Origin of the sequence: Paenibacillus sp. FSL E2-0178, from assembly GCF_038593005.1 — a bacterium.
In the GTDB taxonomy this organism is placed as follows: Bacteria; Bacillota; Bacilli; order Paenibacillales; family Paenibacillaceae; genus Paenibacillus_AQ; species Paenibacillus_AQ phytohabitans.
Genome location: NZ_CP151953.1, coordinates 8,022,135 through 8,047,469, shown reverse-complemented (window position 1 = coordinate 8,047,469; position 25,335 = coordinate 8,022,135). Strand labels below are relative to the sequence as shown.

General features: G+C 46.3%; 23 protein-coding genes. 3 read left to right on the top strand and 20 right to left on the bottom strand.

Annotated elements, in window-relative coordinates; genetic code table 11:
* Positions 1–106 precede the first annotated feature (106 nt).
* The 11 genes from MHI42_RS34740 to MHI42_RS34690 all read right to left on the bottom strand — a co-directional run bounded on the left by MHI42_RS34740 (position 107) and on the right by MHI42_RS34690 (position 13,333).
* Positions 107–1,741, bottom strand: coding sequence for a response regulator (locus MHI42_RS34740; protein ID WP_342422146.1), 1,635 nt, complete (start codon positions 1,739–1,741; stop codon positions 107–109).
* Positions 1,742–3,550, bottom strand: a complete 1,809-nt coding sequence (locus MHI42_RS34735) for a sensor histidine kinase (RefSeq protein WP_342422145.1) — start codon at positions 3,548–3,550, stop codon at positions 1,742–1,744. It lies immediately after the preceding gene.
* A 399-nt stretch (positions 3,551–3,949) separates the two neighbouring features.
* Complete coding sequence (locus tag MHI42_RS34730) at positions 3,950–5,011, bottom strand: DUF5808 domain-containing protein (protein ID WP_342422144.1); 1,062 nt, start codon at positions 5,009–5,011, stop codon at positions 3,950–3,952.
* Between the two features lie 26 nt (positions 5,012–5,037).
* Positions 5,038–5,727, bottom strand: a complete 690-nt coding sequence (locus MHI42_RS34725) for a hypothetical protein (RefSeq protein WP_342422143.1) — start codon at positions 5,725–5,727, stop codon at positions 5,038–5,040.
* 29 nt (positions 5,728–5,756) lie between these two features.
* The gene (locus MHI42_RS34720) at positions 5,757–6,017 is read right to left on the bottom strand and encodes a helix-turn-helix domain-containing protein (RefSeq protein WP_171716136.1); all 261 of its coding nucleotides are present in this window, start codon (positions 6,015–6,017) and stop codon (positions 5,757–5,759) included.
* A gap of 13 nt (positions 6,018–6,030) precedes the next feature.
* A complete protein-coding gene (locus tag MHI42_RS34715; RefSeq protein ID WP_342422142.1) occupies positions 6,031–7,029 on the bottom strand; it encodes a hypothetical protein in 999 nt (332 codons plus the stop codon).
* A gap of 282 nt (positions 7,030–7,311) precedes the next feature.
* The gene (locus MHI42_RS34710; protein ID WP_342424859.1) at positions 7,312–8,649 is read right to left on the bottom strand and encodes a glycoside hydrolase family 28 protein; all 1,338 of its coding nucleotides are present in this window, start codon (positions 8,647–8,649) and stop codon (positions 7,312–7,314) included.
* Entirely contained in the window at positions 8,636–9,769 is a 1,134-nt protein-coding gene (locus MHI42_RS34705) for a glycoside hydrolase family 88 protein (RefSeq protein WP_342424858.1), read from the bottom strand. Before MHI42_RS34705 ends, MHI42_RS34710 begins: the two co-directional genes overlap by 14 nt.
* Before the next feature lie 54 nt (positions 9,770–9,823).
* Positions 9,824–10,750, bottom strand: a complete 927-nt coding sequence (locus tag MHI42_RS34700) for a pectinesterase family protein (RefSeq protein ID WP_342422141.1) — start codon at positions 10,748–10,750, stop codon at positions 9,824–9,826.
* A gap of 85 nt (positions 10,751–10,835) precedes the next feature.
* Positions 10,836–12,338, bottom strand: coding sequence for an extracellular solute-binding protein (locus tag MHI42_RS34695; RefSeq protein ID WP_342422140.1), 1,503 nt, complete (start codon positions 12,336–12,338; stop codon positions 10,836–10,838).
* Positions 12,339–12,373: 35 nt separating this feature from the next.
* Complete coding sequence (locus tag MHI42_RS34690; protein ID WP_342422139.1) at positions 12,374–13,333, bottom strand: sugar ABC transporter permease; 960 nt, start codon at positions 13,331–13,333, stop codon at positions 12,374–12,376.
* Between the two features lie 280 nt (positions 13,334–13,613).
* Between MHI42_RS34690 and MHI42_RS34685 the strand changes: the two genes are divergently transcribed.
* A complete protein-coding gene (locus MHI42_RS34685; RefSeq protein WP_171716144.1) occupies positions 13,614–14,498 on the top strand; it encodes a carbohydrate ABC transporter permease in 885 nt (294 codons plus the stop codon).
* 50 nt (positions 14,499–14,548) lie between these two features.
* On the opposite strand, the gene MHI42_RS34680 is transcribed toward MHI42_RS34685, so the two are convergent.
* A complete protein-coding gene (locus tag MHI42_RS34680; protein WP_342422138.1) occupies positions 14,549–14,893 on the bottom strand; it encodes a hypothetical protein in 345 nt (114 codons plus the stop codon).
* 35 nt (positions 14,894–14,928) lie between these two features.
* Between MHI42_RS34680 and MHI42_RS34675 the strand changes: the two genes are divergently transcribed.
* The gene (locus tag MHI42_RS34675; protein ID WP_342424857.1) at positions 14,929–15,126 is read left to right on the top strand and encodes a transposase; all 198 of its coding nucleotides are present in this window, start codon (positions 14,929–14,931) and stop codon (positions 15,124–15,126) included.
* 155 nt (positions 15,127–15,281) lie between these two features.
* Here MHI42_RS34675 and MHI42_RS34670 read toward each other — a convergent pair whose 3' ends face one another.
* The 8 genes from MHI42_RS34670 to MHI42_RS34635 all read right to left on the bottom strand — a co-directional run bounded on the left by MHI42_RS34670 (position 15,282) and on the right by MHI42_RS34635 (position 23,505).
* Positions 15,282–17,525 carry an AraC family transcriptional regulator gene (locus MHI42_RS34670; RefSeq protein ID WP_342422137.1) on the bottom strand — a complete coding sequence of 748 codons (2,244 nt, stop codon included), beginning with the start codon at positions 17,523–17,525 and terminating at the stop codon, positions 15,282–15,284.
* Between the two features lie 250 nt (positions 17,526–17,775).
* The gene (locus tag MHI42_RS34665) at positions 17,776–18,993 is read right to left on the bottom strand and encodes a glycoside hydrolase family 5 protein (protein ID WP_342422136.1); all 1,218 of its coding nucleotides are present in this window, start codon (positions 18,991–18,993) and stop codon (positions 17,776–17,778) included.
* Positions 18,994–19,250: 257 nt separating this feature from the next.
* The gene (locus tag MHI42_RS34660) at positions 19,251–19,778 is read right to left on the bottom strand and encodes a hypothetical protein (protein WP_342422135.1); all 528 of its coding nucleotides are present in this window, start codon (positions 19,776–19,778) and stop codon (positions 19,251–19,253) included.
* A 277-nt stretch (positions 19,779–20,055) separates the two neighbouring features.
* Complete coding sequence (locus tag MHI42_RS34655) at positions 20,056–20,334, bottom strand: GNAT family N-acetyltransferase (protein ID WP_342424856.1); 279 nt, start codon at positions 20,332–20,334, stop codon at positions 20,056–20,058.
* A gap of 62 nt (positions 20,335–20,396) precedes the next feature.
* Positions 20,397–21,539: an IS200/IS605 family element RNA-guided endonuclease TnpB gene (gene tnpB, locus MHI42_RS34650; RefSeq protein WP_342422134.1), complete on the bottom strand. Its 1,143-nt coding sequence runs from the start codon at positions 21,537–21,539 to the stop codon at positions 20,397–20,399.
* A 66-nt stretch (positions 21,540–21,605) separates the two neighbouring features.
* Positions 21,606–21,914: a hypothetical protein gene (locus tag MHI42_RS34645; protein ID WP_342422133.1), complete on the bottom strand. Its 309-nt coding sequence runs from the start codon at positions 21,912–21,914 to the stop codon at positions 21,606–21,608.
* A gap of 15 nt (positions 21,915–21,929) precedes the next feature.
* Entirely contained in the window at positions 21,930–22,934 is a 1,005-nt protein-coding gene (locus tag MHI42_RS34640) for a MerR family transcriptional regulator (protein WP_342422132.1), read from the bottom strand.
* A 103-nt stretch (positions 22,935–23,037) separates the two neighbouring features.
* Positions 23,038–23,505, bottom strand: a complete 468-nt coding sequence (locus tag MHI42_RS34635; protein ID WP_342422131.1) for a hypothetical protein — start codon at positions 23,503–23,505, stop codon at positions 23,038–23,040.
* A gap of 369 nt (positions 23,506–23,874) precedes the next feature.
* Between MHI42_RS34635 and MHI42_RS34630 the strand changes: the two genes are divergently transcribed.
* Positions 23,875–24,201 (top strand): hypothetical protein, encoded by a 327-nt coding sequence (locus MHI42_RS34630; protein WP_342422130.1) that lies wholly within the window; start codon positions 23,875–23,877, stop codon positions 24,199–24,201.
* Positions 24,202–25,335: the final 1,134 nt, after the last annotated feature.

Here is a 25,335-nt window from a genome sequence, read left to right as displayed (position 1 = left end):
AGGGCAGGTTTCTGCGGGAGTTGCCGTCACACTGCCGGGCGGAGGCTGCCCATCATACAAAAGGGAGTGACTCTCCGCTTAGCGGAAGCCCCTCCCTTGTCCTTCTTTATTCTTTTCCAAGGTAATGCAGCTTAAACTCCGACGGGGTCATTCCTGTATACTTCTTGAACACCTCGCTGAAATAACGCCTGTGCTCGTAGCCGAGATCCTGGGCAATCTCCTGTACCTGCAGGCCGCCGATCAGCATCGCCTTGGCCTTCTCCATCTTCTCATGCATCACGTATTGCTGAAAGGAACCCCCCTGCACCTTCTTAAACAGGTTGGAGAAATATCCTGGGCTGAGGTTAATCTGCTTCGCGACCTGCTCCAGTGACAGCCCCGTATCCAGATGACTCCTGATATAAGCGATCGCCTGATGGATAATCCGCGTGGATTCCAGGGAACGGGCTTCCTCCACCAGCGCGCAGGCCTCCCGGCACAGCCCGGACAGCAGGCTCCGGATATCCTGAAGGGAAGGATGCACCCGGTTCTTCATTGCCTCAATTCCGCGCTCCAGCGGCTCCACCTGCTCATAGGGAAACTGCTCGAGCAGAACCCGGCAGATCTTGGAGCTCAGCTCATAGCCGACGCTTTCGACATACCTTGGCTCAGGCAAAAGCTCGCTGTCCAGCAGCTCCGAGAACAGCTGGTCCAGCACCTGCAGGCTTTTGCCGGAATTGCCGGAACGCAGGGCAAACAGCAGCTCCTGCTCGGCGGCGGCGGAATAGCTGTGAAGCGAGAGCGGCTTATTCTCGATATTGCCGTAATGATATACACCGTTGCCTCCGGTATAGAAATGATAACCCAGCGCGCTCAGCGCCTGCCTGTAGGCTGTAGCCAGCTCATGAATCGCTGATACACCAGGCCCCACGCCAATAGAGAGTGTATTACGGGAGAACTGGCTTACATTCGTGCAGCAGGCCTCCGTAATCAGCGCAGCGGTATCCGGGGCCGAGCCGTTCATGATGCAGACATACCGGTCTGTGGCCTCGCGGATAATCACACCGCGGGTCCAGGCGGAAATCGTCTCTTCGAGAATATTGTGCAGGCTGAACCGCAGCAGCTCCACCTCCTGCACAGGCTGGCCCTGAAGCTTCTCGGCGAAATGATCGATCTCTGCGACAAACACGAAGAAGTCATGCTGCGCAAGCGGGATATCGAGATATGCCCACCTGGAACGGGCATCCGCCTCTGTCGTCTGGTGATGCAGCAGGAAGGTCAGATACTCCTGGCGGAGGATGGGCAGGCTCTCCCTGATTTTGGACTCCATTACCGCCAGTCTCGCAGTCTCCTGCCGTTCTTCCCGGCACAGCTCCTTGGCCTTCAGCACCACATTCACAATCTCATCCAGCGAAAAAGGCTTCTTCACGAAATCGAGCGCCCCCAGCCGGATGGCTTCCTGAGCGTAAGCGAATTCCGAGTAGGCGCTAAGGATAATAATCTTGCAGTCCGGCAGATCTTCCAGTATCGCCCGGGTCATCTTCAGCCCGTCCATTCTCGGCATCCGGATATCGGTCAGCACAATATCGGGCCGGGTCTCGCGGATGATCCGCAGCCCCTCTTCACCGTCGAGCGCCGTGCCGGCGACTTCAATACCGTGCTCCTGCCACGCCGGCTTGCGAGAGATCATCTCCACCACACTTTTAATATCGTCGATGATACATAACTTGAACCTTCCCTGCTCCAGCTTCTGGTCCATCATCTATCGCTCCTCTCTTAACGGAATCCACAGCTCCGTCTGCGACCCCTTGCCCGGTTCTCCGTCCACTTCCATGAGGGCTTCCTCTCCGTAGTAGAGCGCCAGGCGATGTCTGATGTTGAACAGGGCGTAGCCCTTCTTGGACTGCGGGGCGCTGCTCATTCCCTGCCTAACCTTCCCGGCATCGAGCCCTCGCCCGTTGTCGGTAATAGTAATATGCAGCAGCTCCAGCTCCCGGCTGACCGCGATGTCAATCCGGCCTCCCCCGGACCGGTCACTGAACCCGTGCTGGATGCTGTTCTCCACAACCGGCTGCAGGATGATTTTGGGAAGCGGGCAGGACAGCAGCTCTTCATCCTCAACCGTAATGCTGTATTCAAACAGTCCTTCATAGCATTTCTGCTGAATGGAGAAATACTGCCGCACATGAGACAGCTCATCCTCAAGGGTAATCAGATCCTTGCCTCCGCTAAGCCCGATCTGGAACATCTGCGATAATGACAGGATCATCTCATTCACATCCTCATTCACGCCCAATACCGATTTGCAATAAATCGTATTCAGCGTATTGTACAGGAAGTGCGGCTCCATCTGCGCGGTAAGGGCCCGGATCTCCGCATGCCGCTTGTCCTCCTCCTTCGACTTCACATCCTCAATCAGTGCCTTAATCTCCGACATCATCCGGTTGAACTGAAAGCCGACCTGGGCGACTTCATCCTCATAGCGGCTCTCGTACACTACACTAAGCTGGTTCTCTTCGACCCTGCGCATCAACCGCCGCAGCTTGAACAGCGGCCTCAGCAGCACAGACGTCAGCTGATTGGAGATCAGCCAGGTTGTCAGCAGAAAGACACCGATTACATACAGGGTGATGCGCTGCACCCTCTCCAGCTTGCCCAGCAGCTGGTCGCGCGACTGCATGCCGGAGATGATCCAGTCAGGAGATGCTGCAGAGCTTTTATAATTGACCAGATACTCCTTGCCGCCATAGCTGTAGGTATGCTCCTGCGGTTCGGCTGCTGCGCCGCCTTCCGCAAGCACCGGCTTCCAGGGAAATCTGCCGCGGAACGGCCAGCGCGACTCCACCACCGCATCCCCCTCCCCGCTCATCAGGTAATAATTCCGGCCGGGCTGCTGCCCGCCCTGATTCAGCAGTTCGTCAATCCGGCTCTCCCGGATATTGACGACGATAAACACATTGCTGACCGGCGTATACGGGTATTCATAGATTCCCCGGACCACGAAGGAGACGACCCGCTGGCTGCCCGTGAACAGCCGGTCATAATGCCCTTTGGCCCAGTAGCCGCCCGGCTGCTCCTTGCTGAGATCATATAATTCCGAGCCGTAAAACGAGTTATCCTGCGCGCGGATTTGCGTGGTGGAGTAGAAGTCGCCTATCGGCGTGACGATCAGCACATTCTCGATAATCGGTTGATTAAACGTCGCCTGTGAGAGCACATATTGCAGATCCGACAGATGCACATAATAATTCGACACATCATGGCTGAGCACATCCATCATCATCTTCCGGTACGCATCGCTCAGCATCAGGGACTGCACGGACAGTGCCACATCATTCAGGCGGGAATCCAGCAGCTGGGTAGTTTTGCTGACCGTTTCCTGGCTGCTGGCGTAAGCATTATCCTCAATCTCCTGTGCGGCGATCCAATACGAGAAGCTGCCCATAGCACTGATGGACAGCGTGATCAGCATGATGAACGAGAACAGAATCCGCTGCTTGATGGATATCCGGTAATACCTGCTGGCGATCTGCCGCCGGATCTGCCTTGCATAGGCTGTGAATGTATTCATAGTTCCCCCTTCTTGAGCATGTACCTCCCTATGTTTGTATGTTCTTGTCACTTGTACCATACGGCTGCTCCAGCCCGGCGTCAAGACAGGGCATGATTATTTAGCGGATTCTGTCCCTTATTATCAATAGGCAGGGGGCCTTCCACATAACATGGTGATGTTGACATTCCTACGACGATTCTGATTAAGCTGGCAGATTTTCATATGACGAGTACGGACTATTTACTTAACCGAACAAACCAAAAGAAACCCTACCCCAAAGGTTAAATTAGAATAATGATCATTGCATACAAAAATCCGCAGTTTAGACGGAGACAAAGATCTTAAGCAGCACAAAAACAAGCCCAGTGACGAACCACATGAGCTTGTTTTACGTTAGTACCATCACTTAAAGCCTTCTTAGCGCACCACAACTAACACTACAATAACTCCGAGCAAAATCAGCCAGACAACTGGGTGGCCGAAATTTAATCCCCAGCCGACTCCGAACCTTTTCTCGACAATTAGGTTTGGATCTTTGCGATTGAAATAAATCATACCTAATTTCCATTTATCTTCATCATGGACAGGTCTAACATTGGCGCTATCGGCAGATCGCTCCAAGCGGCTTTCGACCTGACCCGCCCAGAACGATAAGGCGAGGGCGTATAGGATGATAAAGGCTATTATGATTAGGATAACGGGGATAGCGAAATTGATGTTAAGCAGAGATATCATATTGAGCTGCCCGACGGCTAACAGGATCACTATTAGGAAGCTGGCTGTAATCATAAAACACGACCAAGCCCGGCGGTAAGTTACGTCTTCTCTAACCTGCTGTTTCTCTCTGCGAATACTCCAATTCTCAAATAGGAACAACAGTATTACGAGCCCTTGAATTAGCGTAGTCATAAACACAGAGGTATACGATTTAGCTGCATAGCGGTCTATGTTCCAACTGCCGTTGAAATGGACCGGAAGCTGGTCAGGGATCAGATTGTAGTTGCGGAGCACAAATACAATATTAATAACCACAATGACAACATGAATGAAGAACCAATAATTAGACAAGCCAATGTTTCTTTTTTGCAATCCAGTGTCCACTTTCATGATTGATGGTCCTGGAGCAATAGGCAGCGTGGGCAGTACACTTTTCATTTTAAAATGATAGCTAATATTAATGACAAGGGAGATTACGAGCATGGCGAGTGCATAGGTAATAATAATCCAACTGACTTGCTTGGAATGTTCATCACTGTAGATTAGGCATAGGATGCCAACAATGAATAGGATGGTATGTAGAATAGCACTAATCCTGGCATATGACCTCCGCATCTGGCGCAGCGGCTCACTGAGGAATTGTACAGCGCTGACGGTGACTCCGAAACTAATCGTCTTTTTTGTTAAATACGGCATACTCACGAGGAGTACAATGGAAGGTACAAATACTAGGATAAATATTATAACAGGCAGTATCGTCATATCATTCACCTCATTCTACATGGATATTATTTCACATAATCCTCGAAAGCGATCTTATACTCTGCATATTTTTCAGGATTACTTTTTTCAAATATTTTCAAAGAAGCAGGTTCCCGAAAATCTATATCATTGACTGAAAAACTGACACTCTTCATATCTCCATTCGCATTATTTTCAGTCTTGTATGGTTGTATTATTCTACCTTCCTGTATCATTTCAATGGCTAACATCTTAGCCCATCCACGCATCACATAAGCAGAGAATGAAATATGATCATAGCTGATAAATTTCCACACTTCTTCTATAGATGACGTCCTATCATATTTTGCGTATTGATTACTTGAATGTATTGCCACAAATCTGTAAGGTGTATTAATAAATACGTCCCTGTATTCAAATGTACTATCGTTGCTGGTCGATGATAATAAAGGTAATTTGAAGTCTTCACCAAAATATGCACCATCTTTTTTTCCTTCATTGATCGCTTTCATGATTTGATCATCCGTTAAACTATAGATATATCCGTAACCAGATTTTACTTTTTCTTCTATGTCAACTTTATTTTCTATTAATTTCAATGAATCTGCTGCCATACTTGTTTTAGGTAATTGAGTACTTCCTTTCTCAACTAAATCATATTTAGTTAATCCATAAAATATCACAGCATTTATTGCTAATGAAATTGTCAATAATACAAATAGAATCTTAACCTTCATTATATAAGCCACCTTCAACTTTCTTATCATTATAAAGCATCTATAGCTTCTTTAATTTGCGGAATAGATAAACCGTTCGCTTTCAGCTCTTTTATCCAAATAATGCGTGCGACGGTTTCCTCTCTTCTATATCTGCGGGTTAAATTCTCTTCAGCCTGTTCAAAGGGCAGCATACCTTCTTCGGTGTAATGTTTCAGCGTGCTATAACGGGAACCTGTGATTCTTACCAATTCACCTATTGACACATGCTCTGAGGCCAGAATCGCCTCCATGGAACGTTGCCTGGACATGGATACAACTCCTTTACAGTGGGCGCTTCGGAACAAGACGCACACCTTGAATCGGTACTCTCATCATCACAAAATGCGGCATAGCATCGTATAACAAATTATCAATTTGGATGGTCGCAATTGATCCTCCCTCAATCACCTTAACCTCATGTCCATAGGACTCTAGTCTTGTAAGGACGGAGTTTAGCCTTTTATTAGAATTATCGAACCAAGCCTCTGTCTCTACAAAGACAGCCTGTGACCGCTCAAGGAAAGGGAAGAAAAAATTAATACTGCTGCCCACATATGTCTTCACAAACGAGGACTTCATTTGCAGGAACTGTTTGATCCCTAACTCAACTCCATGATGGATTTGGATCCGAAACAATGTCTTTGCCCGTAAGTTACTACGGTATAGATCGTGCATTCTGGTATTGATCTTCTCCAGTTCATTCCGTGAGAAGAAATCATGCATACATCCGCTTTCGCGAAGCAGCCACAGCATGCAAATGATCTCATCTGTTACCGTTCCCTCTTCCAGAATTTCTGCCCGAAGGTTCTCTGTAATGCTTGTATAAACCCCATTATGGCTGCGATAGGCTTTCATTTCAACACCCGCTGAATCGAAATACATGTCGCTCCCTAACAGACTCGGGATTTCTTCCAACACATTCATTGCCTTTAGATAATCTGATATCGCGATTTCAAACTTCTTTAATTTTTTGTTAGACAGCATGGAAGCTTTTTTCAGCCACCATTCCAGATCACCTTGTACCACAGCATGATTATGGAGCAAGGGTAATAGAACAGTTTCCCTGTATAGCGTTGAACTGGACTTTTCAAGAACTTCTTGGCGGAAAGTTAGCCCGTTATCAGCTTGTGTAAAACATCCCTCTAAGTAGGCCTCCAAAATAACCGCCGCAGCCATAGAGCGCAAAGACACTTTCTTCGCATTAGTCATGTAAAGACTACTCTGTGCATTTAATGCGATCAGCGCAAAGCTTTGTGCTAATTTTAAATCCATCATAGCCATCCACCCCTACCCATGATTTAGATAAGCCGGTCCGTGATTCGTGTGTATGAAGAACTTTTTTGAATTCGTATTACTTACTACTTACTACTTACTACTTATCACTTACTACTTACAGTACGCCATTTGCAAAATATTGTCAAGGATGACTCCGTGCATCGTTCAACCGAAAAAGTATGTAAATACAACAAATGCCCCACGGAAAATCCCACAGGACAAGCATGAATCTTTACAAAATAAAAACAAGCCATACGTATGTGGTAATACGCAACGGCTTGTTTTATGTTAGTCTATGCCAGCCCGTTCAACCAGCTGTTCAGGCTTACGTGTATTCCTGGAATGGCAGTGAATAAGTTCAACTTCTTCCCCGTTCTCGATATAAAAGGCCGGGCCTTCGTGATTCTCTACAGTCACCTGCTGAAACTTTACATCCCGCACGTTGCTAAGATAGAAGCCGCGGTTATTCATACTCTCCATACCGGTCATCATGTCCGGGTGTCCAGGCACCGCATCCTTCGCCATAGAGATATCCACATTACTGAAGGTAACCTCCGAAACATACTGTTCTGCCAGCCCATACAGGAATCCGGCGGAAGCATGTACATTCCGGGCAGTAATATTGGAAAAATGTATGCGCCGGAAGCAAGGCGTCTCTGCTGTCACCGGGTACGGATTCTTGTCCCAGACATATTTCTCCTTGCCGCGCGGGCCGCAGAAATAATACAGATTCATCGTAAATGGACACAGCACCTGGTCCATGACAATATTGGTAATGCGAATATCTTCAATCGTTCCGCCCCGGCCGCGCCGTGACTTCATGCGGATGCCGCGGTCAGTCTCCTTAAAAATACAGTTGCTAATCACGACATTTCGGATATCTCCGCTCATCTCACTGCCGAGCACCACTGCACCATGTCCATGAGCCATGACACAATTCGTAATCGTAATATTCTCACAAGGAATCCGCTCGTCGGTATCCTCGGTCCCGGCCTTGATAGCAATACAATCATCCCCTACATCAATGCTACAATTGCTGATCCGCACACCGGAGCAGGACTCCGGATTGATACCATCTGTATTCGGGGAATCTGCCGGATTGATGATTGATACATTATCCACGGTGATATTGCTGCATTCAATCGGATGAATTGTCCAGCTTGGTGAGTTGAGCAGTGTTATATCTTTAATCGTTATCCGTGTGGAGCGGTCAAAGCTGATTAGCTTCGGCCGGGGATATTTCAGTCCCTCCCGGTTGTCCCGGAACATATCCCACCAGGCAGCGCCATTCCCTTCAAGGGTTCCGCTGCCTGTAATGGAGATGTTGATCAGATCACTACCATAAATACAGGAAGCATAGACCTGCTGCCGGACGCCTTCCCATCTGGAGGCTACAACCGGATAATCTGCCGGGTCTGTACTGAAGGAAAGAACAGCGCCGGGACTTAAGTGCAGCTCCACATTACTCTTCAGAAGAATGGCTCCGCTCAGAAACCGCCCTGCCGGAATATATACTGTTCCTCCTCCGGCCTGATTCGCCGCCGAAATGGCCTTGCTGATCGCCGAGGTCGCAGGAATTCCGCTGTCCCGCTGCGCCCCAAAGTCTGTAATACTATAACCCTGCAGCATATGATCCTCCCGTTTTCACAGAATGTTGCTTTACTCTTAAATGTTCATATTCCGCACAAGCCTGCAGAAAGGCACCCACACCCTTCTGGTCATTGGTAATGATCGGCTCGCTAATATAATAGGCATAGGTTCCGTCACGCTGACCGGCACCACCGAGACCGGCGACCTGACAGTTTTTGTTCAGATTCACCCAGCCTTCCTTAGTCACAAGCACAAATTCGTCAATGATGCCAGCATAGGCACGATCAAGCACAGCATTCCAGCTGTCGTCTAATACCCCTAACCGGATTCCCTTAGCAATGGTGTACGTAATCATGCTTGAAGCCGATGCTTCCAGATAGTTGCCCTTACGGTCAGATAGATCGACTACCTGATACCAAACGCCTGTTTCGGAATCCTGGAATTTCGCCAGGGCGGTTAACGTATCCCGCAGAATGCGCACCAGTTCAGCGTAATCTGCATGATCCTCCGGCAGTAACTCCAGCACATCGGCAAGCGCCATCAGATACCAGCCCATGGACCTGCCCCAGAAATTAGGGGACAGGCCGGTTTCCGGATCACACCACGGCTGTACCCGCTTCTCGTCCCAGGCATGAAACAACAGTCCCGTAATGGGATCTTTGGTATGCTGCTCGCACACCATAAACTGCTTCGTCACATCTTCAAGCCCCTGCCCCTCTTCAAAGGTCAGCAGATACTGGAGGTAGAACGGCGCACCCATATACAAGCCATCCAGCCAAATCTGATACGGATAGATGTTCTTATGCCAGAAGGCGCCCTCTGATGTCCGGGGATGGGTCCGCAGCTGCTCCCGGAAGGATTCCGCTGCGAGCCTGTATTTATCTAAGCCCGTCTCCGCATAGAGCGTGAACAGCAGCTTGCCGTTATTAATATGGTCGATATTGTATTCATCCTGCCGGTATCCGCGGACAGTGCCGTCCTCCTGAATGAAATAATCCAGATTGGCCGCGATATAATCGAGATACCTGCGCTCACCGGTCTGCTTCCACAGTAGTTCAAAACCCTTCAGCACCACTCCGTAATCGTAAGACCATTTTCCGTGATATCCCAAATCCTCATACAGCCTGGGCAGCCGCTCCATCAGTGATTCCGCCATTCTCACAGCCCATTTCTCTCCCACAGCCTTCACCTTCCTTATGTTATGGATTCTTCAGCGCGTCCAGGCAATGTCTCCGCCAAAGACCGCCTCAAGCGAGAAGTTATCTTTCATATTCTGCTCCAGTTGCTTAGACCAGCTGATTCGCTCGCCGGGAGCCGCTCCCGGTCCAACCGAGCCATACTCGGCATATTGCACGGTATCGTTCACACTGGATTTGCCCCAGTCATTCCAGCCTTCCCGGCGGATATGTCCGCCCATCCAGCAATCGATGAAGACAGTCCGGGCATAGTCGCGCCAAGGTCTTCCCAGGTACACGCTATCTGCAGCGGCATCGCTGATCAAGCGGCATTTATGAAAAATAAAACCCGCTTTCTTATCCTCAGGTGTTGCAGCAGCAGATATGAATCCATTAATCTCCATATTCCGGTCGAGACTAATAATTTCACATTCTTCAAAATAAGCCGTGGCTGACCCAAATATAAAGTCAACATCCCCGGCAATCCGGCAATGTTCAAAATAATTGCGTCCGCTTGTATTAAGCTTCTCCTCCTTTGGCTTAGCCAGATACAGTGTATCCTGAGCTGCAAGGAAGGTGCAATTTCGAAATACAGCCTGATCGGCATCCAGATAAAGTGCTACAGCCTGGCCTACTATACTGCCCGGACCCGCTGTATTCTCGAAGATAATATGCTCTACCCGGATGTCATCACCAGTAATGTGTGTGCTGCATGAGGCATTCGTGCCCATAGGGGTACCGTCGCTGCCTAGCTTCAGCGCATAATCATCGTAGACTAATCTGACTTCGCCTTTGCCGTATAACCGCAAATGCGGTTTATGAATCTGCAGCTTCTCCTTATAAACACCTGCCTCGATGATCAGATGTGTCTCTTCCGTCCTGCCCACAGGTATGCTGTTAATTGCAGCTTGAACAGAGGTATAATCGCCCCTGCCGCTCTTGCTGACCCGAATGGATTCCATTGTTAACGCCTCCGCATCATTCCGGCGCAGCTATCGTCAAACCAAGCCCACCCTATAGGGTGAGCTTGCCTGTGACGCGCTGTGCTTAGTTCTGAGTCAGCTTATACGCTGCTTCATATTCTTCGGTAATCTTGCTGCCGCCTGAATCCTTCCAGGTCTGTACCGCTTTTGTGAAATCTGCTTCCGTCGATTGTCCCATGATGTACTTGAACGTAGCATCCGTGATGATCTTCGCAAGCTCTGTACCCTGTTCATTGTTCGTTGCCGAATCCAGCGGAACTGTCGGATCAAGAACGGCGAACTTGTCATTTTCACGGATTAGATCATTCGCCAGCTGCTTCTCAGGATTGGCATCCTTAAGTGAATAAGCAATCTCACTTGGTCTGCTAGAGGAGAAAGGCTGTACATCTGCCTGCCACAGATCTTTATTAAGAACTTTGTAAGCACCACTCTCGTCATATTCGTAATGAGTGCCTTCGATACCACCAGTCATCAGCATGAATGCTTCTTCATCAATCAGATCATTAACGAATTGCAGCAGTCTCTTCAGCTGGGCTTCGGTTTTAACCTCTGATTTCGGGAATGCCATCAGACCGCCGACACCACTGCCTTCAGACCAGATATGGTACTGGCCGTCGCCGTTCGAAATCTTATTCACCGGTACAAGCTCAAGACCTTCCTGAAGATCCTGCGCTAATGTTCTCAGACTCGAGATATCAACCATACCGGTATAGATCCCTGTTTTACCCTGAGCAAACTGCTGCTGCTGGTCGGTTTTGGCGGTAACTGCGAAATCCTGGGCCAAGTAACCGTTCTCATACAGCTTTCTGGAGAAGTTCAAGGTATCGAGATATTCCTGAGTATCGAATTCCGGTGTGAACTTGCCGCTGTCATCCACTTTCCAGCCGTTAGGTGTACCAAAGTAAGAGCTAAGTGTCTTGAAACTGCTATAGCGCAAATCATTTCTGTCCCCGAAGCCTGTTGTATCAGCAATACCGTTACCATCCGGGTCGTCCTCAGTGAAGGCTCTGGCAACTTCGTAGACTTCATCCAGTGTAGTTGGAACCGGCAGACCCAGCTTGTCCAGCCAGTCCTTACGGAAGATTAGCCCGGAGCGGGCCAGGTTCTTCTGGAACGGAACACCATACAGTACGCCTTCAATAGAAGCTGCAGCCCGGATCTCTGGAGCAATCTTGGACAAATTGTCATAATCATCAATGTACGGGCCGACATCCCAGAATAAACCCGATTTCAGAGAGCTTCTGACCGATGAGTTGGTCATCATAGTCAGAGTCACGATATCGGCAAGCTCGCCGGAAGCCAGCGCTGTTGTAATCCGCTCCTCCTTGGATGCATCAGGTACCCAGTTGAAGGTAAGCTTCGTATTCGTATATTCTTCAAGCTTGGATTTGATCGTATTGGTCGGTGGTGAAGCTGTATGCAGGACATTCAGCCATGTGACCTCCAGTGGCGCATTTTCATCAGCTATGGCAGTATTTTTAACTGTTTCTTTGTCTCCTCCGCAAGCAGACAAAACCGTGGTAATTAAGGTAACGCCCGCAAGCATACTGACCCATCTTTTTCTCATAACACTTCTCCTCTAGAATAGTTTTTATCACTGCCTTAATATACGCCGTCTTCGCCCATTTTCTTGGCCAGCTTGTTGGAGGCCATTACGAGGATGAGACCGACTACACCTTTGAATAAGCCTACTGTGGTACTGAAGCTGAGCTGACCATTCTTCAAGCCCGCTGTATAGATATAGGTGTCAAAAATTTCGGCCACTTCGCGGTTGAGCGAGTTGAGCAGCAAATACATATGTTCAAAGCCAAGATCCAGCGTACTGCCGATTTTGAGAATCAGCAAGGTAATAATAACTGGACGGATGGCTGGCAGTGTCACATGCCATGTCTTGCGGAGACGGGCAGCGCCGTCCATTTCCGCAGCTTCATACAGCTGAGGGTCTACTACAGTAATTGCTGCCAGATAAATAATCGTAGACCAGCCGATCTCTTTCCAGATGATCTGGCCGATATAAATCGTGCGCAGCCATTCCGGCGAGGTCAGGAAGCTGATTTTTTCGAAGCCCATGCTTGCGATCAATTCATTGATTAATCCGCCGTCCAGTGTCATGAATACATAGGTAATCGATACGATGATAACCCATGACATGAAGTGGGGGATGTAAATAATGGTTTGAATCCAGTTTTTCAGATGACGATGTTTAAGTTCATTTAACATAAGAGCTACGATAATCGGCAATGGAAAGAAAATCACAATGTTGAGCGCAAACAGTACAAGTGTATTGCGAAGCAGCATTATAAAGGTAGGTTCAGTGAACAGCCGGATGAAATGCTTGAACCCTACCCATGGGCTGCCCGTGATTCCAAGAAACGGCTGATAATCCTGAAATGCAATGACAAGCCCGCCCATTGGCATGTACTTAAATATGATGAAGTATACCAGTCCGGGCAATATCATCAGATATAAGAGCTTGTATTTCTTTAGTGCAGTCAAGAACGCGTTGCCTCTCCTCTTATCCAAATTCAAATTTGATGGTGCGGTGATACTTGAAACTTTCACTTGTCAGCCTCCTTTGGTGATTCGGGGATTACGCTCTCTAGACTAAGGAATCTCCGGCGTTACGTATATAATCATTATGTGATTGCGTACGCTCAGGCCTGTCCGCTGTAGTGTTTGCGCTTTCTTAACCTCCTGTAATGATTACAGTATAAGATAATGATTATATGCCGGTTCAGGTGCATACTCCGGCTGCCAAGCCAATACCTCATGCCCGGATTATATACGTAATCTGTTCCTCTTGTTAAAGTTGAAAGGTAACCGAATACGAGGAGGATATGAAATGAACCACAGCCCACGAAGAAAAGAATCGCTCAGCGGCCAGATATTTACCATTGTAAATGCCGGCATTCTGATTCTGCTCGCACTTGCCTGTCTATTACCTTTTGTAAACATTATCGCCAGCTCCTTCGCAACTACCCAGGAAGTGATTGCGAAAAAGTTCATCCTGTTCCCGACTACCTTTTCACTAGATGCGTACCGCTACATTCTGTCCACACCCACAATCTTCCGGGGTCTGGGCGTATCCGTTGGTGTCACGATTGTAGGTACTATTGTAAGTATGATTCTAACTGCACTGATGGCCTACGGCCTATCCAGAAGATATCTGCCTCTTAGAAACACCATTAACTTCATTGTAGTGTTCTCCATGCTCTTCAGCGGTGGTATGATCCCTACCTTTCTGGTTGTAAAATCAGTCGGCCTCATTAACTCCTACTGGTCCCTTGTCTTCCCGGTGGCAGTCAATGCCTTCAATATGATTATTATGCGTAACTTCTTCCAGGCACTGCCGGACAGCCTTGAAGAGTCGGCCAGAATTGACGGAAGTAATGACTTTGGTATCTTCCTGAAAATCATGCTGCCGCTCGCGCTGCCGTCCATTGCAACCATCTCCCTGTTCTATGGCGTTGCTTACTGGAACACCTATATGAACGCAATTCTGTACATTAATGACTCGGTCAAATGGCCGATTCAGGTGCTTCTGCGCCAGATCGTTATTGTCTCCAGCGGCATGCAGGCAGAAGGAACCTCTGTCGATATTATCCCGCCGGCCCAGACAATCAAGATGGCAGTCATTGTAGTAGCCACTGTGCCAATGCTAATCGCTTATCCTTTTGTACAAAAGCACTTCACCAAAGGTGCCCTGATGGGAGCCGTAAAGGGTTAATCCTTGCCTCAGCTATACTATGTATCGTAATATAGCTTAAACATAAACTTTCATATATTTGTAAAAAGAAGGAGCTTTCCTAAAAGCCATGAAATGGCTGCTTGGAACAGCTCTTTGTTTTGGAGTAGGATCAACGTGAGCACTGGGGTGGACGCTGCGCGAACGGACCGTTGTTCCAATCGCTGTTGTCCCCAGATTTTATTGATTTCCCTTAGCGGTGAAAATCCGGGGACAAAGGCGACCGCTGCCGCTTTTCCGCGGGTCGTTCCGTCCTCTCCGCTGTTTAAGCGGGATACGAAAACACTTTTTTCAACAAACACAAAAAAAGAAATCGCCTTTTTGGTAAAATGGAGGTGCCACCCAACCATTTCAAAAGGAGCGATTTCTTTGTACATTCAATAGTCCATGGAGCAACTTTGCTTGCCAATGGATCTATTCGTCTCGTCAAATCGCTAAGGCCGTACGCGAGATCATCCCTTTCATGTGGCTGGCCGGACGGCAACGCTCCGACTTTCGTACGCTGAATCGCTTCCGTTCCCAGCGAATGAGGAGTGTCCTTTCCCTTGCTCATAATCTGCTGAAGCAAGCCACCAATGACCAAAAACGCAGAGCAGCGATCCTCCAATAACGCGAGAATCGCTGCTCTGCTCACTTTTTGTAGCATTAAGAATGAAGAGAACTGTCTTCCACCGTAGAAAACCTACTTTTGGGACAGTCCCTTCTTTATAACCGTCTGTACTATAAAAGAAATGTGATGATTACTATTGTTATATCAGGATTATCTCACTCCCCCTGCTGCAGCTTACGGTAAGTGCCCGGGGTTACCTGCTCCTTCTTGCGGAAGGAACGGATAAAGTTCTGCGGATTATGGTACTGCAGCCGCTCAGCAATCACTCTGATCGTCATATCCGTCTCCGACAGCCACTTCTTGGCCATCTCCAGCCGGTAATTCATTAAGTATTCACTGAATGCCGTACCATATTCCTTCTTGAAGATATTGCTGAGATAATTCGGATTGTAATGAAGCCTCTCTCCAATGCTCTCCAGCGTCAATTCCCGATCGTACTCTGCATCGACGATGGCAGTAATCTTTTCAGACAGGCAACGAAATTGCTTGTTCGTCTTCTCCTTCATGACAGTGGTCATCGGATAGATGACCTCATGCACCAGCAGATGCTCAATCTCTTCAGGATTGCGGATGTCCAGTACACGGTGATACAGCTTGTTGTTGTCCTGAGTCAGCAGGACCTGAATACCAAGCTGCTGCTCCAGCTGAATCAGATTGTTTACCAGCCGTACCAGCATGACTTCAAAGTTGAGTGTACTCTTGTTCTTGCCGATTAACTGGGCCAGGAATGGATATATTGCTTCAGTAACCTGTTCCCTGTCCCCCAGCCGGATGGCATTGAACAGCTCGGATTCCAGCTCAACCGGATAGTGCAGCAGGACAGGGCCGGAGACGACCGTTGAGATATCCTCATAAAAGATAATAGATTCCTTGCCTAGATTGAGGCGCTGATGCAATGCCTGCTTGCCCATCTCACAGGCTTCCTTGCTCTCCAGCAGATTGCCATAGGTCTTGCTAATTCCGATACTGATCGGGACTTTCAGATAATTCCGCACTGCCTTCATCACCGTTCTTGAATACTCCAGCAGTTCTTTGTTCAGCTCTGATTCACTCTGTACTTGAAGAGTCAGGATCGTAGCCAAGGTGTCATCGCTCAGGACAATCGGCAGCATCCGCTGCTGCTTCGGAATGACCTCTTCAACCAGCTTATTGACCGCCAGCAGCAGGACATCCTTATTCGTAGTCCCTTGATTACCCAAACTGTCCAATTGAATCAGCATAGCGGCATACCTTAGCTGCCCATTAGGGGCATAGCCGAAGCGCTGAAGATTCTTCTCCAGCTCCTCAGGCTGGACACGGCTTCTGAAGAGGTTCAGCACAAGCTGGGTTTCCAGCTGCGGCATCTCCGCTTCAATCAGGCTCTCCAGCGACTGCTTTTCCGATAGAATGGTGTCAATAGAATCTATAATATACTCGAATTCATTCTTGGAATTGACCGGCGGAACAAGTGATAAGCTCCGTTTGATCCGCTGGATAGGCTTCGTAAAATAGTTAGCGACCATATAAGCTACAACCAATATCAGCAAAACACTCAGCAGCCCCAGCGCATAAAGCCCGAATTTAGTCATTTTCAGCGTGTCGGCAATTTCATCCTCATCTAGCACAGTAAGATAAGTCCAGTTATTGTAGGAAGACTTCGAATATAACAGCTGGAGAGGCCTCCGTCCCCCTGCTTCCAGCTCAACTTTGCCATTCTCTTCACCTGAGGTAGTAGTTCCGTTTAACTCATGCAGCTGTGCTTCGGTGAGAGCAGAGCCTTCCTGACCGGAATCATACAGAAGCTCTCCGGACTTATTAAGGATATAGACATGCGCATCTTCGTCAGTCTTAATAATAGAATCAAGCGTATACTGCGAAATATCAGATAAAGCAATAGCCTGCTTCTTGCTGGAGAAGACCGGCAGTGTATTGACGAACCGGATCCCCTTGTCCGTCTTGACCCAGAAGAGGCTCCGATTCTGATCGTTTATATACTGCGCACGCAGCTGCTCTGCTTCACTATCACTAAGACTTGTCAGCCGCTCATTATTGATCTGCCAATTCTGGTCCAGACTGATCAGGGAATATGTCGTACCCTCCGCCGTCATGGAGGCGATGTAATTCAGTTGGGAATTGACATTACGGTAGGCCGCAAAATCCCGAATAGTGATCGGATTGGTGACTACCTCCTGAAAAGAACTGGTTGTGCTGTAAGTATTAAATGCATACTCAATACTCTGAATCTTATGTTCCAGGTTGTTCTTAATCTGCTCAATATAACTTTGTTTGTTGCTTGAGAACTGTCCGACCACTGACCGTATCGTGCTGATATATATGTAACTGCCGAAGCTAGCTACCAGCCCTACCCCCAGAATGAGTATGGGAATGAAAATCCCGTAAAACATTCTACCTTTTTTCATTGCGCTGCCCCTTTAATTTCTGTTCACTACTTTATTAAGTATAGCGCTTTCATCAAGGGGATTCCATGATAAACATTACTTATAACAACAGGTACCCGCTTCGTTCAGAATTACACCTCCAGCTTCCAGCGATTCTACCTTATACAATGCTCTTCCATCCCCCACAAAAGATGCCCAGTTAAAAAGAAAAAACGGCGCAGTTGCCCGCTGGCAGGTCTACGCCGTATTGATATAATTATCGTTCTAGGGATTATTGCATGCCTTGCATGATAGCATTAATAATGCCTTGCTGTGTTACGGTGTTGTTCGTACGGTTGAACAGTCCGAAGCCATGCTGGCCGTTATAGCCATTGTCCCAATAGACCGGCACTGCGCCGTATTTTTTAGCTGTCGCTGTTACCGCTTTGGCAAAGGCCGCACGATACACGTTATTGCTGGAATCATATGCAGTTTTGTCAATGGAACCGAACTCACCAATGACTACAGGGTAACCCTGGGTAACAAACTTATTATACATCGATTGGAACTGCGAGTTGAGGTAATCCTCTTGTCCCCAAGTCGATTTTTTGGATGGGTTCGTGGCCGATGCCCCCCATTGCGTAATCGTCCCCGACTCCTCACCTGCAAAATCCCACGGTGAATAGTAATGTGCGGAGATCATAATTCTTTTTTCTGAACTAGGGATTGTGGAGGAGCGATACGTATCCGTTGGCAGAACAAAGCCGTAATTGCCGGCAGTATAGTCGATATTCGTATTCCAGCCCGGAATCAGCAGCCATCTTGCACTATTGTTGCCGCTGGTTTGTCTGACCGTATCCACGAAGATCTGATTGTAAGCATTAAGGTTGGCGTAGTAAGCAGAATTCGGATTACTATAAGAACCGTCAAAAACTTCGTTCATTGACTCAAAGATAAGCCGCTCGTCATAGCCTACAAACTTGTTGGCAATTTGCTGCCACACAAGCTTATACTTCTCTTTGATGGCAGTCTGGTTGCCGCCATTCACCAGTAGCCACCCGCCTTGAACGGTATTGTACCCATCCCCGTGAACATTAATGACCACATACAGGCCCTCGTTGTAGGCATAGTCTACAACCGTTTTCACACGGTCCAGCCATGCAGTATTAATCGTATACGAGGAAGCGTTTCCAATATAATTCAAGTAAGAAACGGGAATACGAATGGTTTTGAAGCCTGCAGCTTTTACCTTTTTGATCAGCTCCTGAGTAACAACGGGATTGCCCCAGGCCGTCTCGCTCGGCGTACCATTGTTAGCTGCCTCAAGCTGATTCCCCAGATTCCATCCGGCGCCCATCTCGCCGACAATTTGCGAAGCCGAAAGTGATCTGAAATCGGATGTAATAGGGGTTGCTGCAGATGCCCGGGTACTCCATCCGGTCAAGGAAACTGAAGCCAGCAGCATAAGAGCTAAACAATAACCCCCGTATTTTTTCATTTTGGCCAGCATGTCAAAACCTCCGTTTATTTTGTGGTTGTGCATCATGCAAACGTTCACAAATAACCAGACTATATGGACTATACGAAGATCCGAATGCCCCCTTTCTGAATTATCTGGCTTAGACAAAGGAAATAAACTGATGTTTCTTTCAGAATAACATATATTTGGAAAATTAAGTATAATATATTCCGAGAATTCTATGTCCATTTAAAATAAAAAATAAGCGTTTTCCGCTATGAGCAATTTTGATAAACTTCTGTAACTCATCAGCTGCCAAACTTTGCTTCCCATTGCTCTAACCAGGCTTTATAACTCATAGAATGCACTTCTTCTAACGTTCTTCCATCTAATGACCATACGCCGCCATCCATGGCCTGATCGATTACTGGATAAGAATGTCCGCCTACTGCCTGGTTATCCACGACATAGATCCAAATTGCGGTTTTCCCTTTAGATTTAACAATATTCTCTGGTTTGGCGCTTGTAGATTTCCAGTTATCCAATGGATGGTTTGTTACTATGAACTTCTGTACGTTAACCTCTTTGTCCAGATAAATACCGGGATCTTCGCTTTGCAGCCCCCAGTAATTAGAATAAGGCAAGTTCATTAACTTTTCTTTTGTTAAAGTGTAGACTTCACTGGAGCCTTCATACGAAGAGACCTTGTAACCCTTAGATTCCAAATAATCTTTTGCCGCAGTAGCATCTTGGTCTAATGTTGTGGCGCTTTGCGGAGCAAAACAGCCCGTTAAACTGAATAGCAGCGTCATTAATGTTAAGACAATTCTGACCAAATCGTCCCCTCCTCCATTGATTTCTTAGCAATCTTCTCTATTATTGGGAAAAACCACTTATTGAATTTAACGAAACGAAATCGACTTTTGTTACAAGTACGCAGATATATATGGAGTAGGTACTCAGGGATTGGGAGGTTTATCGTATGTAAGAGGAAATACCGGGTGGAATTCACGGGCGCGTTGCTCTATGATATCTGCGGTTATAATCACAGCTGTATAGTTTTGTATGTTAAGTACACCCAATTATAACCGCCGATATAATACGCTTTCAATTTTAACAATTAACAGGCCTACACTTCTCGTAAATGAATAAACCATGTTCTTCTTTGATTTTGACATAACCATTTTTTTCATAAAAATAATGATTACTTATACTCCAGTTTGGCGTATCCAACCACCACTTCTGCACCTCAGGGTATTTAGCTTCTATAAGCTTCATAACTTGGTGACCCATTCCCTGGTTTTGATGAATTGGATTAATTTGAATTCTCCCCCACTTAGCTAACGCTTGAAGTGGCGGATTCTTGCGAACAGAAGAGTACCCTCTTCTTATGGAGCAAGCGATCCCTGCGTTCCCGCAGTTTTACATTTTTGACGCAAGTGAAATGTTGAATTCTATCGTTTGGTTAGGTGGTGGTTAACCGCTACTTTTTCAATATTGTGAGCGGCGTTTTCGTCACGGTCATGGATCGTCCCGCAGGCCGTACATGTCCATTCCCGAACGGACAGGTTCTTCACCTCGGGGTGGATCGTGCCACACACATGGCAACGCTGACTGGTCGGCTCAAACGTGTCGGCGATCCGAAGATTTCGTCCATACCATTTCGCTTTATACGTCAGCTGTCGCACCCACTCGCCCCAAGACGCATCAGCAATGGATTTTGAAAGCTTGGGGTTCTGAATCATATTCGCCACACGCAGATGTTCGATACTAATCGTTTGGTTTTCACGAATCAGTCTCGTGGTCAGCTTGTGGAGGAAGTCATTTCGTTTATTGGCAATGCGTTCGTGAATACGAGCGATATGCTGCCTTGCTTTCTTCCAGTTGGAGCCGCCCGGAGTACGCCGAGCCATCCGCCGCTGCCAAAGCGCCAGCTTGTTCTCGTATTGACGGTAAAAGCGAGGATTGGCGATATGTTCCCCGTTTGAGCATACTGCATATTCTTTCAAGCCTAAGTCGATGCCAATAGGTGTATCCACTTGGGGCAGAGGGTTCTTTTGAACTTCGCAAACGAGCGAAACGAAAAATTTCCCGCTGGCGTTTTTACGAACGGTAGCGGACAATATCCGGCCTTCCAGCTTCCGGGAGTTTGCAAAACGTATCCAGCCGAGTTTTGGGAGCTTCAAGCGACTGCCCTCCATGGCGATATTCCCGTTGGTGAATTTGGTCGTGTAACTTTGAATCGGATGCTTTCGGCTCTTGAAGCGTGGCGCTTGATTTTGCTTCTTGAAAAAACGATCAAAGCTATCCGCCACATGACGAGCAGCCGACTGCAAAGCGATGCTATCGACTTCTTTCAGCCAGTCGTATTGTGCTTTTAAACCGGGGAGTTGTGTTGCACAAGCGTGATAAGACAAGCCTTTTCCCGTTTCCACATACCTTTGATTCCAAGCTTCCAAGAAGTAATTGAACACAAAACGGCAGCAGCCAAACATTCGACGAATGAGTTGCTTTTGCTCTGTATTGGGGTAGATCCGATATTTATAGGCTTGATGAACCAGGGGTTTCGAAGAAACCTCCTGCGCAGACACGAGCATGTGCAACACCTCCTTTTAGTCAACTTATCCATATCATAGCACATACGTTCGTCTTGAAATCGAAAACTACTGATTCATCCCCACCCTATCGAGGTGGAGTATTCTCAGCTTTTTTAGATAAATCCTGCCCAAATTGTATACTAAGCTATCATTCACATAAACTATCAAACCACCAACAATTTCATTAGCCTTTAAAATTTTATAGTAATGAGCCTGTTTCATAAATTCAATTTGCGAATCTATAGAATCGTATCCCTCAGGACCCCCTGGCTCATTATTGTTAAACGTTCTCGACTCATCATCAAAACTGTCTCTCTGAATTTCAGCTAATAGTTCAGCATCATCGATATTAGCTTTTTCGACAAAGACCTTCACTTTCACCCTCCTTGGTTATCCGCCCAATGATGTCTCCTTAATCGGAAACAATAAATCAAGCTGTAAATCGTCCATTTTACCGCCTTTTTGTACGTAATTGTAAAAATTCAACGTTTCTTCAAATCCTTGCCCCGCAACCGTCTCCAGCGATGTCCAGCGCGGGGAATCCCAATCATTATCATATTTATTGCTTGCGTTAACCCATTCCCTCAAAAAACGCCAGTCCTCAAAGTCCCACGTTCTCAACACGTGTGCAGCATATAATCCGCCGTCGAACGTTCGTTTGACTAAAGGCGCGGGTACCTCTGTGTCGCCAGGAATGGATACCCACACCTCATATACATGGGAGGGTTCTCCGATTCCTGCTGCCCCCTTAGAGCAGTCAAAACCAAAACTCCGGGCGTCGGGTTTAATTGTTAGCAGTCCGCTCTCTGTTACAAAATGCGTGATCATATCCAGCGCTTTGCCTTCGCAGCCTTCTCCCGTTGCATAAGCAGCAGCCACAGTCATGGGCGGCAGATAGACAATCCGCACATCTTTGTCCGCCAGTTTGTTTAAATTTTCATTTGCCTTGTTTAATTCTTCCATTGACTTTTCCTCCTTGAAGTTGATTTTCGAGACAGTCAAGGAATCCACAACCTCCAGTAAACTTGCATCGTCAGGCAGCGCGAATTTCGCACCTCTGAGATTCAGATATTCGACAAAGGCTTTGATGACACTGCGAATGGTGGAGAGCGCGGTGATCTCGTCCTCAATATCCGCAAGGTTACGCTCAAAAGCTTCGATCGCAACACGTGCTTCCGCGCTTTGCAGAATTTCGGCAATCTGTTTGAGCGGAATCCGCAGTTTACGAAGAACGATAATCTGACGCAGACGTGTGATCGCTTCGGGATCGTATGCGCGGTATGCGGAATCTTCCTTTTTCGCAGGCGTAATCAATCCGATTTGCTCGTAATACCTAAGGGTACGGGTAGATACTGAAAAGTGCTTTGACACCTGACTGATGGTTTGCAGTTCCATGACTATCCCTCCTTCATGAGAGTAAATATACAGGTTTACGTGACGTTAGAGTCAAGAGACCTGGTACCGGAATCTTATGTAATTATCCTTAAGTATTACGACGTTACTCTACCTTCATCCATAGAGCATTCTGCCGGTCATCTGGACTTGATAAAACTATCATCCCAGATTGATGACCATCAGGAACTAAGAATCCAACCCAACCGTTGAAGGGATTTCCTTCGGATACACTGGGAGAATTTTTGGAGAACATAAAAGAAGGAATTCTCTTTAAAGTTACCGCGTCAATATATTCAAACCTATAATTATTTATTGATATCGATGCCCCAGGTTTTTCAGATGCTAAGACTTCAAGGTTCACTTTTACAAAAATATAGGTATAACCGCTTGGAGCAGTTCCTTTTATCTCCTGAAGGTTTTTCACAACATCCTTTCCTGTGCTCGCTTCTTCGATAGAGACTGAACCAACGAATTTATCAAAATTTTCATTTATTTCGAAATATGCTTTTGAACCAAAAATTAAAGGATTGGACTCATTGTACCCGCCGTACATACTTATATCTCTTCTCAAAATACTAATTGTATTCGACTCAGGCATGACATGATATGACCCTCCCATCCCTTCAATAACTGTACGCAAAGGTACATAGGTCACGCCATCAATGACTTTAGCTTCCCCTTTAATGGCAGCCCCGTTTACCCTTAAAGAGTATGCTGCAGTGGCTGCATAGACCGTAATGGATAGACCACTACAAAATTTTATGTTTTATCAGAAAGTACACATTCAACAGACTATCCTAGTGCGAACTCAAGTCAAACAAATTTCACAATAGGATCTGCTACACCCACCAAAATCGAGGCATATACAGAACCGGGAGATTACTTTAGATATGTTCAATGGGATGGAAGTTACTATCAAAGTGGTAGTTTGAATTTCACAGTGAAAGTTTCTTATAAGATTCCTGGAACATGGGTTTCATTTAGTACAGGTTATACAAATGCAGAAACTTTTCCAAGCAAATCCTTAAAAACCTTTGATAACAGTGGTACCAATAAAGCAAGAATAGCAGATGTAGAATACGCGACTGGTATGCAATTAAAAGATGTCGGAAACACCTTTGATACAATTTTTGCAGTAGGACATTATAATACTAATACAACAAAGAATCTAAACATAAGATGGTCATATGATGTATTTAATTCACAAAATTATTTAGCGTTTGGAGCACAAACTAAAAGCATGTACTTTTCATATACTTCCAAGTAAGATATTTACAAATAGAAACAGAGTGGAGCTTTTCTTTTTCACTCTGTTTCATTACAGTGATTACTCATTTTTCCAAAGACTTTCAAAATCAATATCCTGAAGAGGTGGTTTAATGTTTTTCTTATTCATCTTGATTTTTCTTTTATTTTCGATAATTTTCATTATCAAGGATGAACGGAAGGAAACAATTAAAAATATTTCTTTGTTAACTACTATTTTACCTTTGATATTAGCAATTTTGTTATTAATCTCAGCTACCTATGACTCCGGTGTAGTAGGTTTTTTATACTTGGGAATATTCGATGTTAAAATATCGAGTGTTTCAGTGATAATTAAAACTTTTGCAAGTGTCTCATTGATATCACTACTGCTTTATTTTTACTCGCTCATTAAGCAAAAATAAATTCCGTCAACGTCCCGCCAAAGTTAGAGTGAATTAACATCTGAAAACTATATCCAAATTGTTAAGAAAACAGGCTGTTATCGCGCTTGGCGATTTACCATCAAGAACAAAAACAATATGCTTAATGTCTGCAAAAGCCGGCATCTATTTGATTCCTTCAGCTTGCTATCAAAGATCTGCGAGCCGGCAAAAGCTCCGGCTTTACGGAAAACTTGCAGCATTTGGTTTTTCAAGGCTACATTCACAATTGTAATATCCAGCTTGGCACAAATACGGCTAAACTAACTGTGACTATCACCCACCATTTTCTAATTGATTGTTCCAAAATAAAAATCCCCTTCGTGTTCTTGTGCACACAAATGCACATATATAATAAAATGAAAAGCACCCTGCTATAGCAAATTCATGAGTGCTTTCATATTATTCGCTGTCTCTTCGAAGGTATCGACTTCCTTCTCCGCACAATTTTGAACCTGTTCTTGAAATCCAGATGACAGGAATTCACTGAACGGTTCTGAGGAAAATACTCTGCAATCTCCCCAATCTTCATTTCGCCGTTACCCGCAAGGAAGATCTGCAGTTCACTTCGGACGGGGTCGAAAATAGCTCTGAAAAATTCAATATCAATATTGTCTTCAATCAGTATCTTGCATTTATCCGGTTCATGCTTGAGTCTCAAAACTTCACCGCCTGATTATATTATATGCATCCGTGTGCACAAAAAGGGCCAG

Coding starts and splice junctions, on each gene's coding strand:
- MHI42_RS34740 (WP_342422146.1), bottom strand. CDS start 1,741: ATGATGGACCAGAAGCTGGAGCAGGGAAGGTTCAAGTTATGTATCATC.
- MHI42_RS34735 (WP_342422145.1), bottom strand. CDS start 3,550: ATGAATACATTCACAGCCTATGCAAGGCAGATCCGGCGGCAGATCGCC.
- MHI42_RS34730 (WP_342422144.1), bottom strand. CDS start 5,011: ATGACGATACTGCCTGTTATAATATTTATCCTAGTATTTGTACCTTCC.
- MHI42_RS34725 (WP_342422143.1), bottom strand. CDS start 5,727: ATGAAGGTTAAGATTCTATTTGTATTATTGACAATTTCATTAGCAATA.
- MHI42_RS34720 (WP_171716136.1), bottom strand. CDS start 6,017: ATGTCCAGGCAACGTTCCATGGAGGCGATTCTGGCCTCAGAGCATGTG.
- MHI42_RS34715 (WP_342422142.1), bottom strand. CDS start 7,029: ATGGCTATGATGGATTTAAAATTAGCACAAAGCTTTGCGCTGATCGCA.
- MHI42_RS34705 (WP_342424858.1), bottom strand. CDS start 9,769: ATGGCGGAATCACTGATGGAGCGGCTGCCCAGGCTGTATGAGGATTTG.
- MHI42_RS34700 (WP_342422141.1), bottom strand. CDS start 10,750: ATGGAATCCATTCGGGTCAGCAAGAGCGGCAGGGGCGATTATACCTCT.
- MHI42_RS34695 (WP_342422140.1), bottom strand. CDS start 12,338: ATGAGAAAAAGATGGGTCAGTATGCTTGCGGGCGTTACCTTAATTACC.
- MHI42_RS34685 (WP_171716144.1), top strand. CDS start 13,614: ATGAACCACAGCCCACGAAGAAAAGAATCGCTCAGCGGCCAGATATTT.
- MHI42_RS34680 (WP_342422138.1), bottom strand. CDS start 14,893: ATGTACAAAGAAATCGCTCCTTTTGAAATGGTTGGGTGGCACCTCCAT.
- MHI42_RS34670 (WP_342422137.1), bottom strand. CDS start 17,525: ATGAAAAAAGGTAGAATGTTTTACGGGATTTTCATTCCCATACTCATT.
- MHI42_RS34665 (WP_342422136.1), bottom strand. CDS start 18,993: ATGCTGGCCAAAATGAAAAAATACGGGGGTTATTGTTTAGCTCTTATG.
- tnpB (WP_342422134.1), bottom strand. CDS start 21,539: ATGCTCGTGTCTGCGCAGGAGGTTTCTTCGAAACCCCTGGTTCATCAA.
- MHI42_RS34640 (WP_342422132.1), bottom strand. CDS start 22,934: ATGGAACTGCAAACCATCAGTCAGGTGTCAAAGCACTTTTCAGTATCT.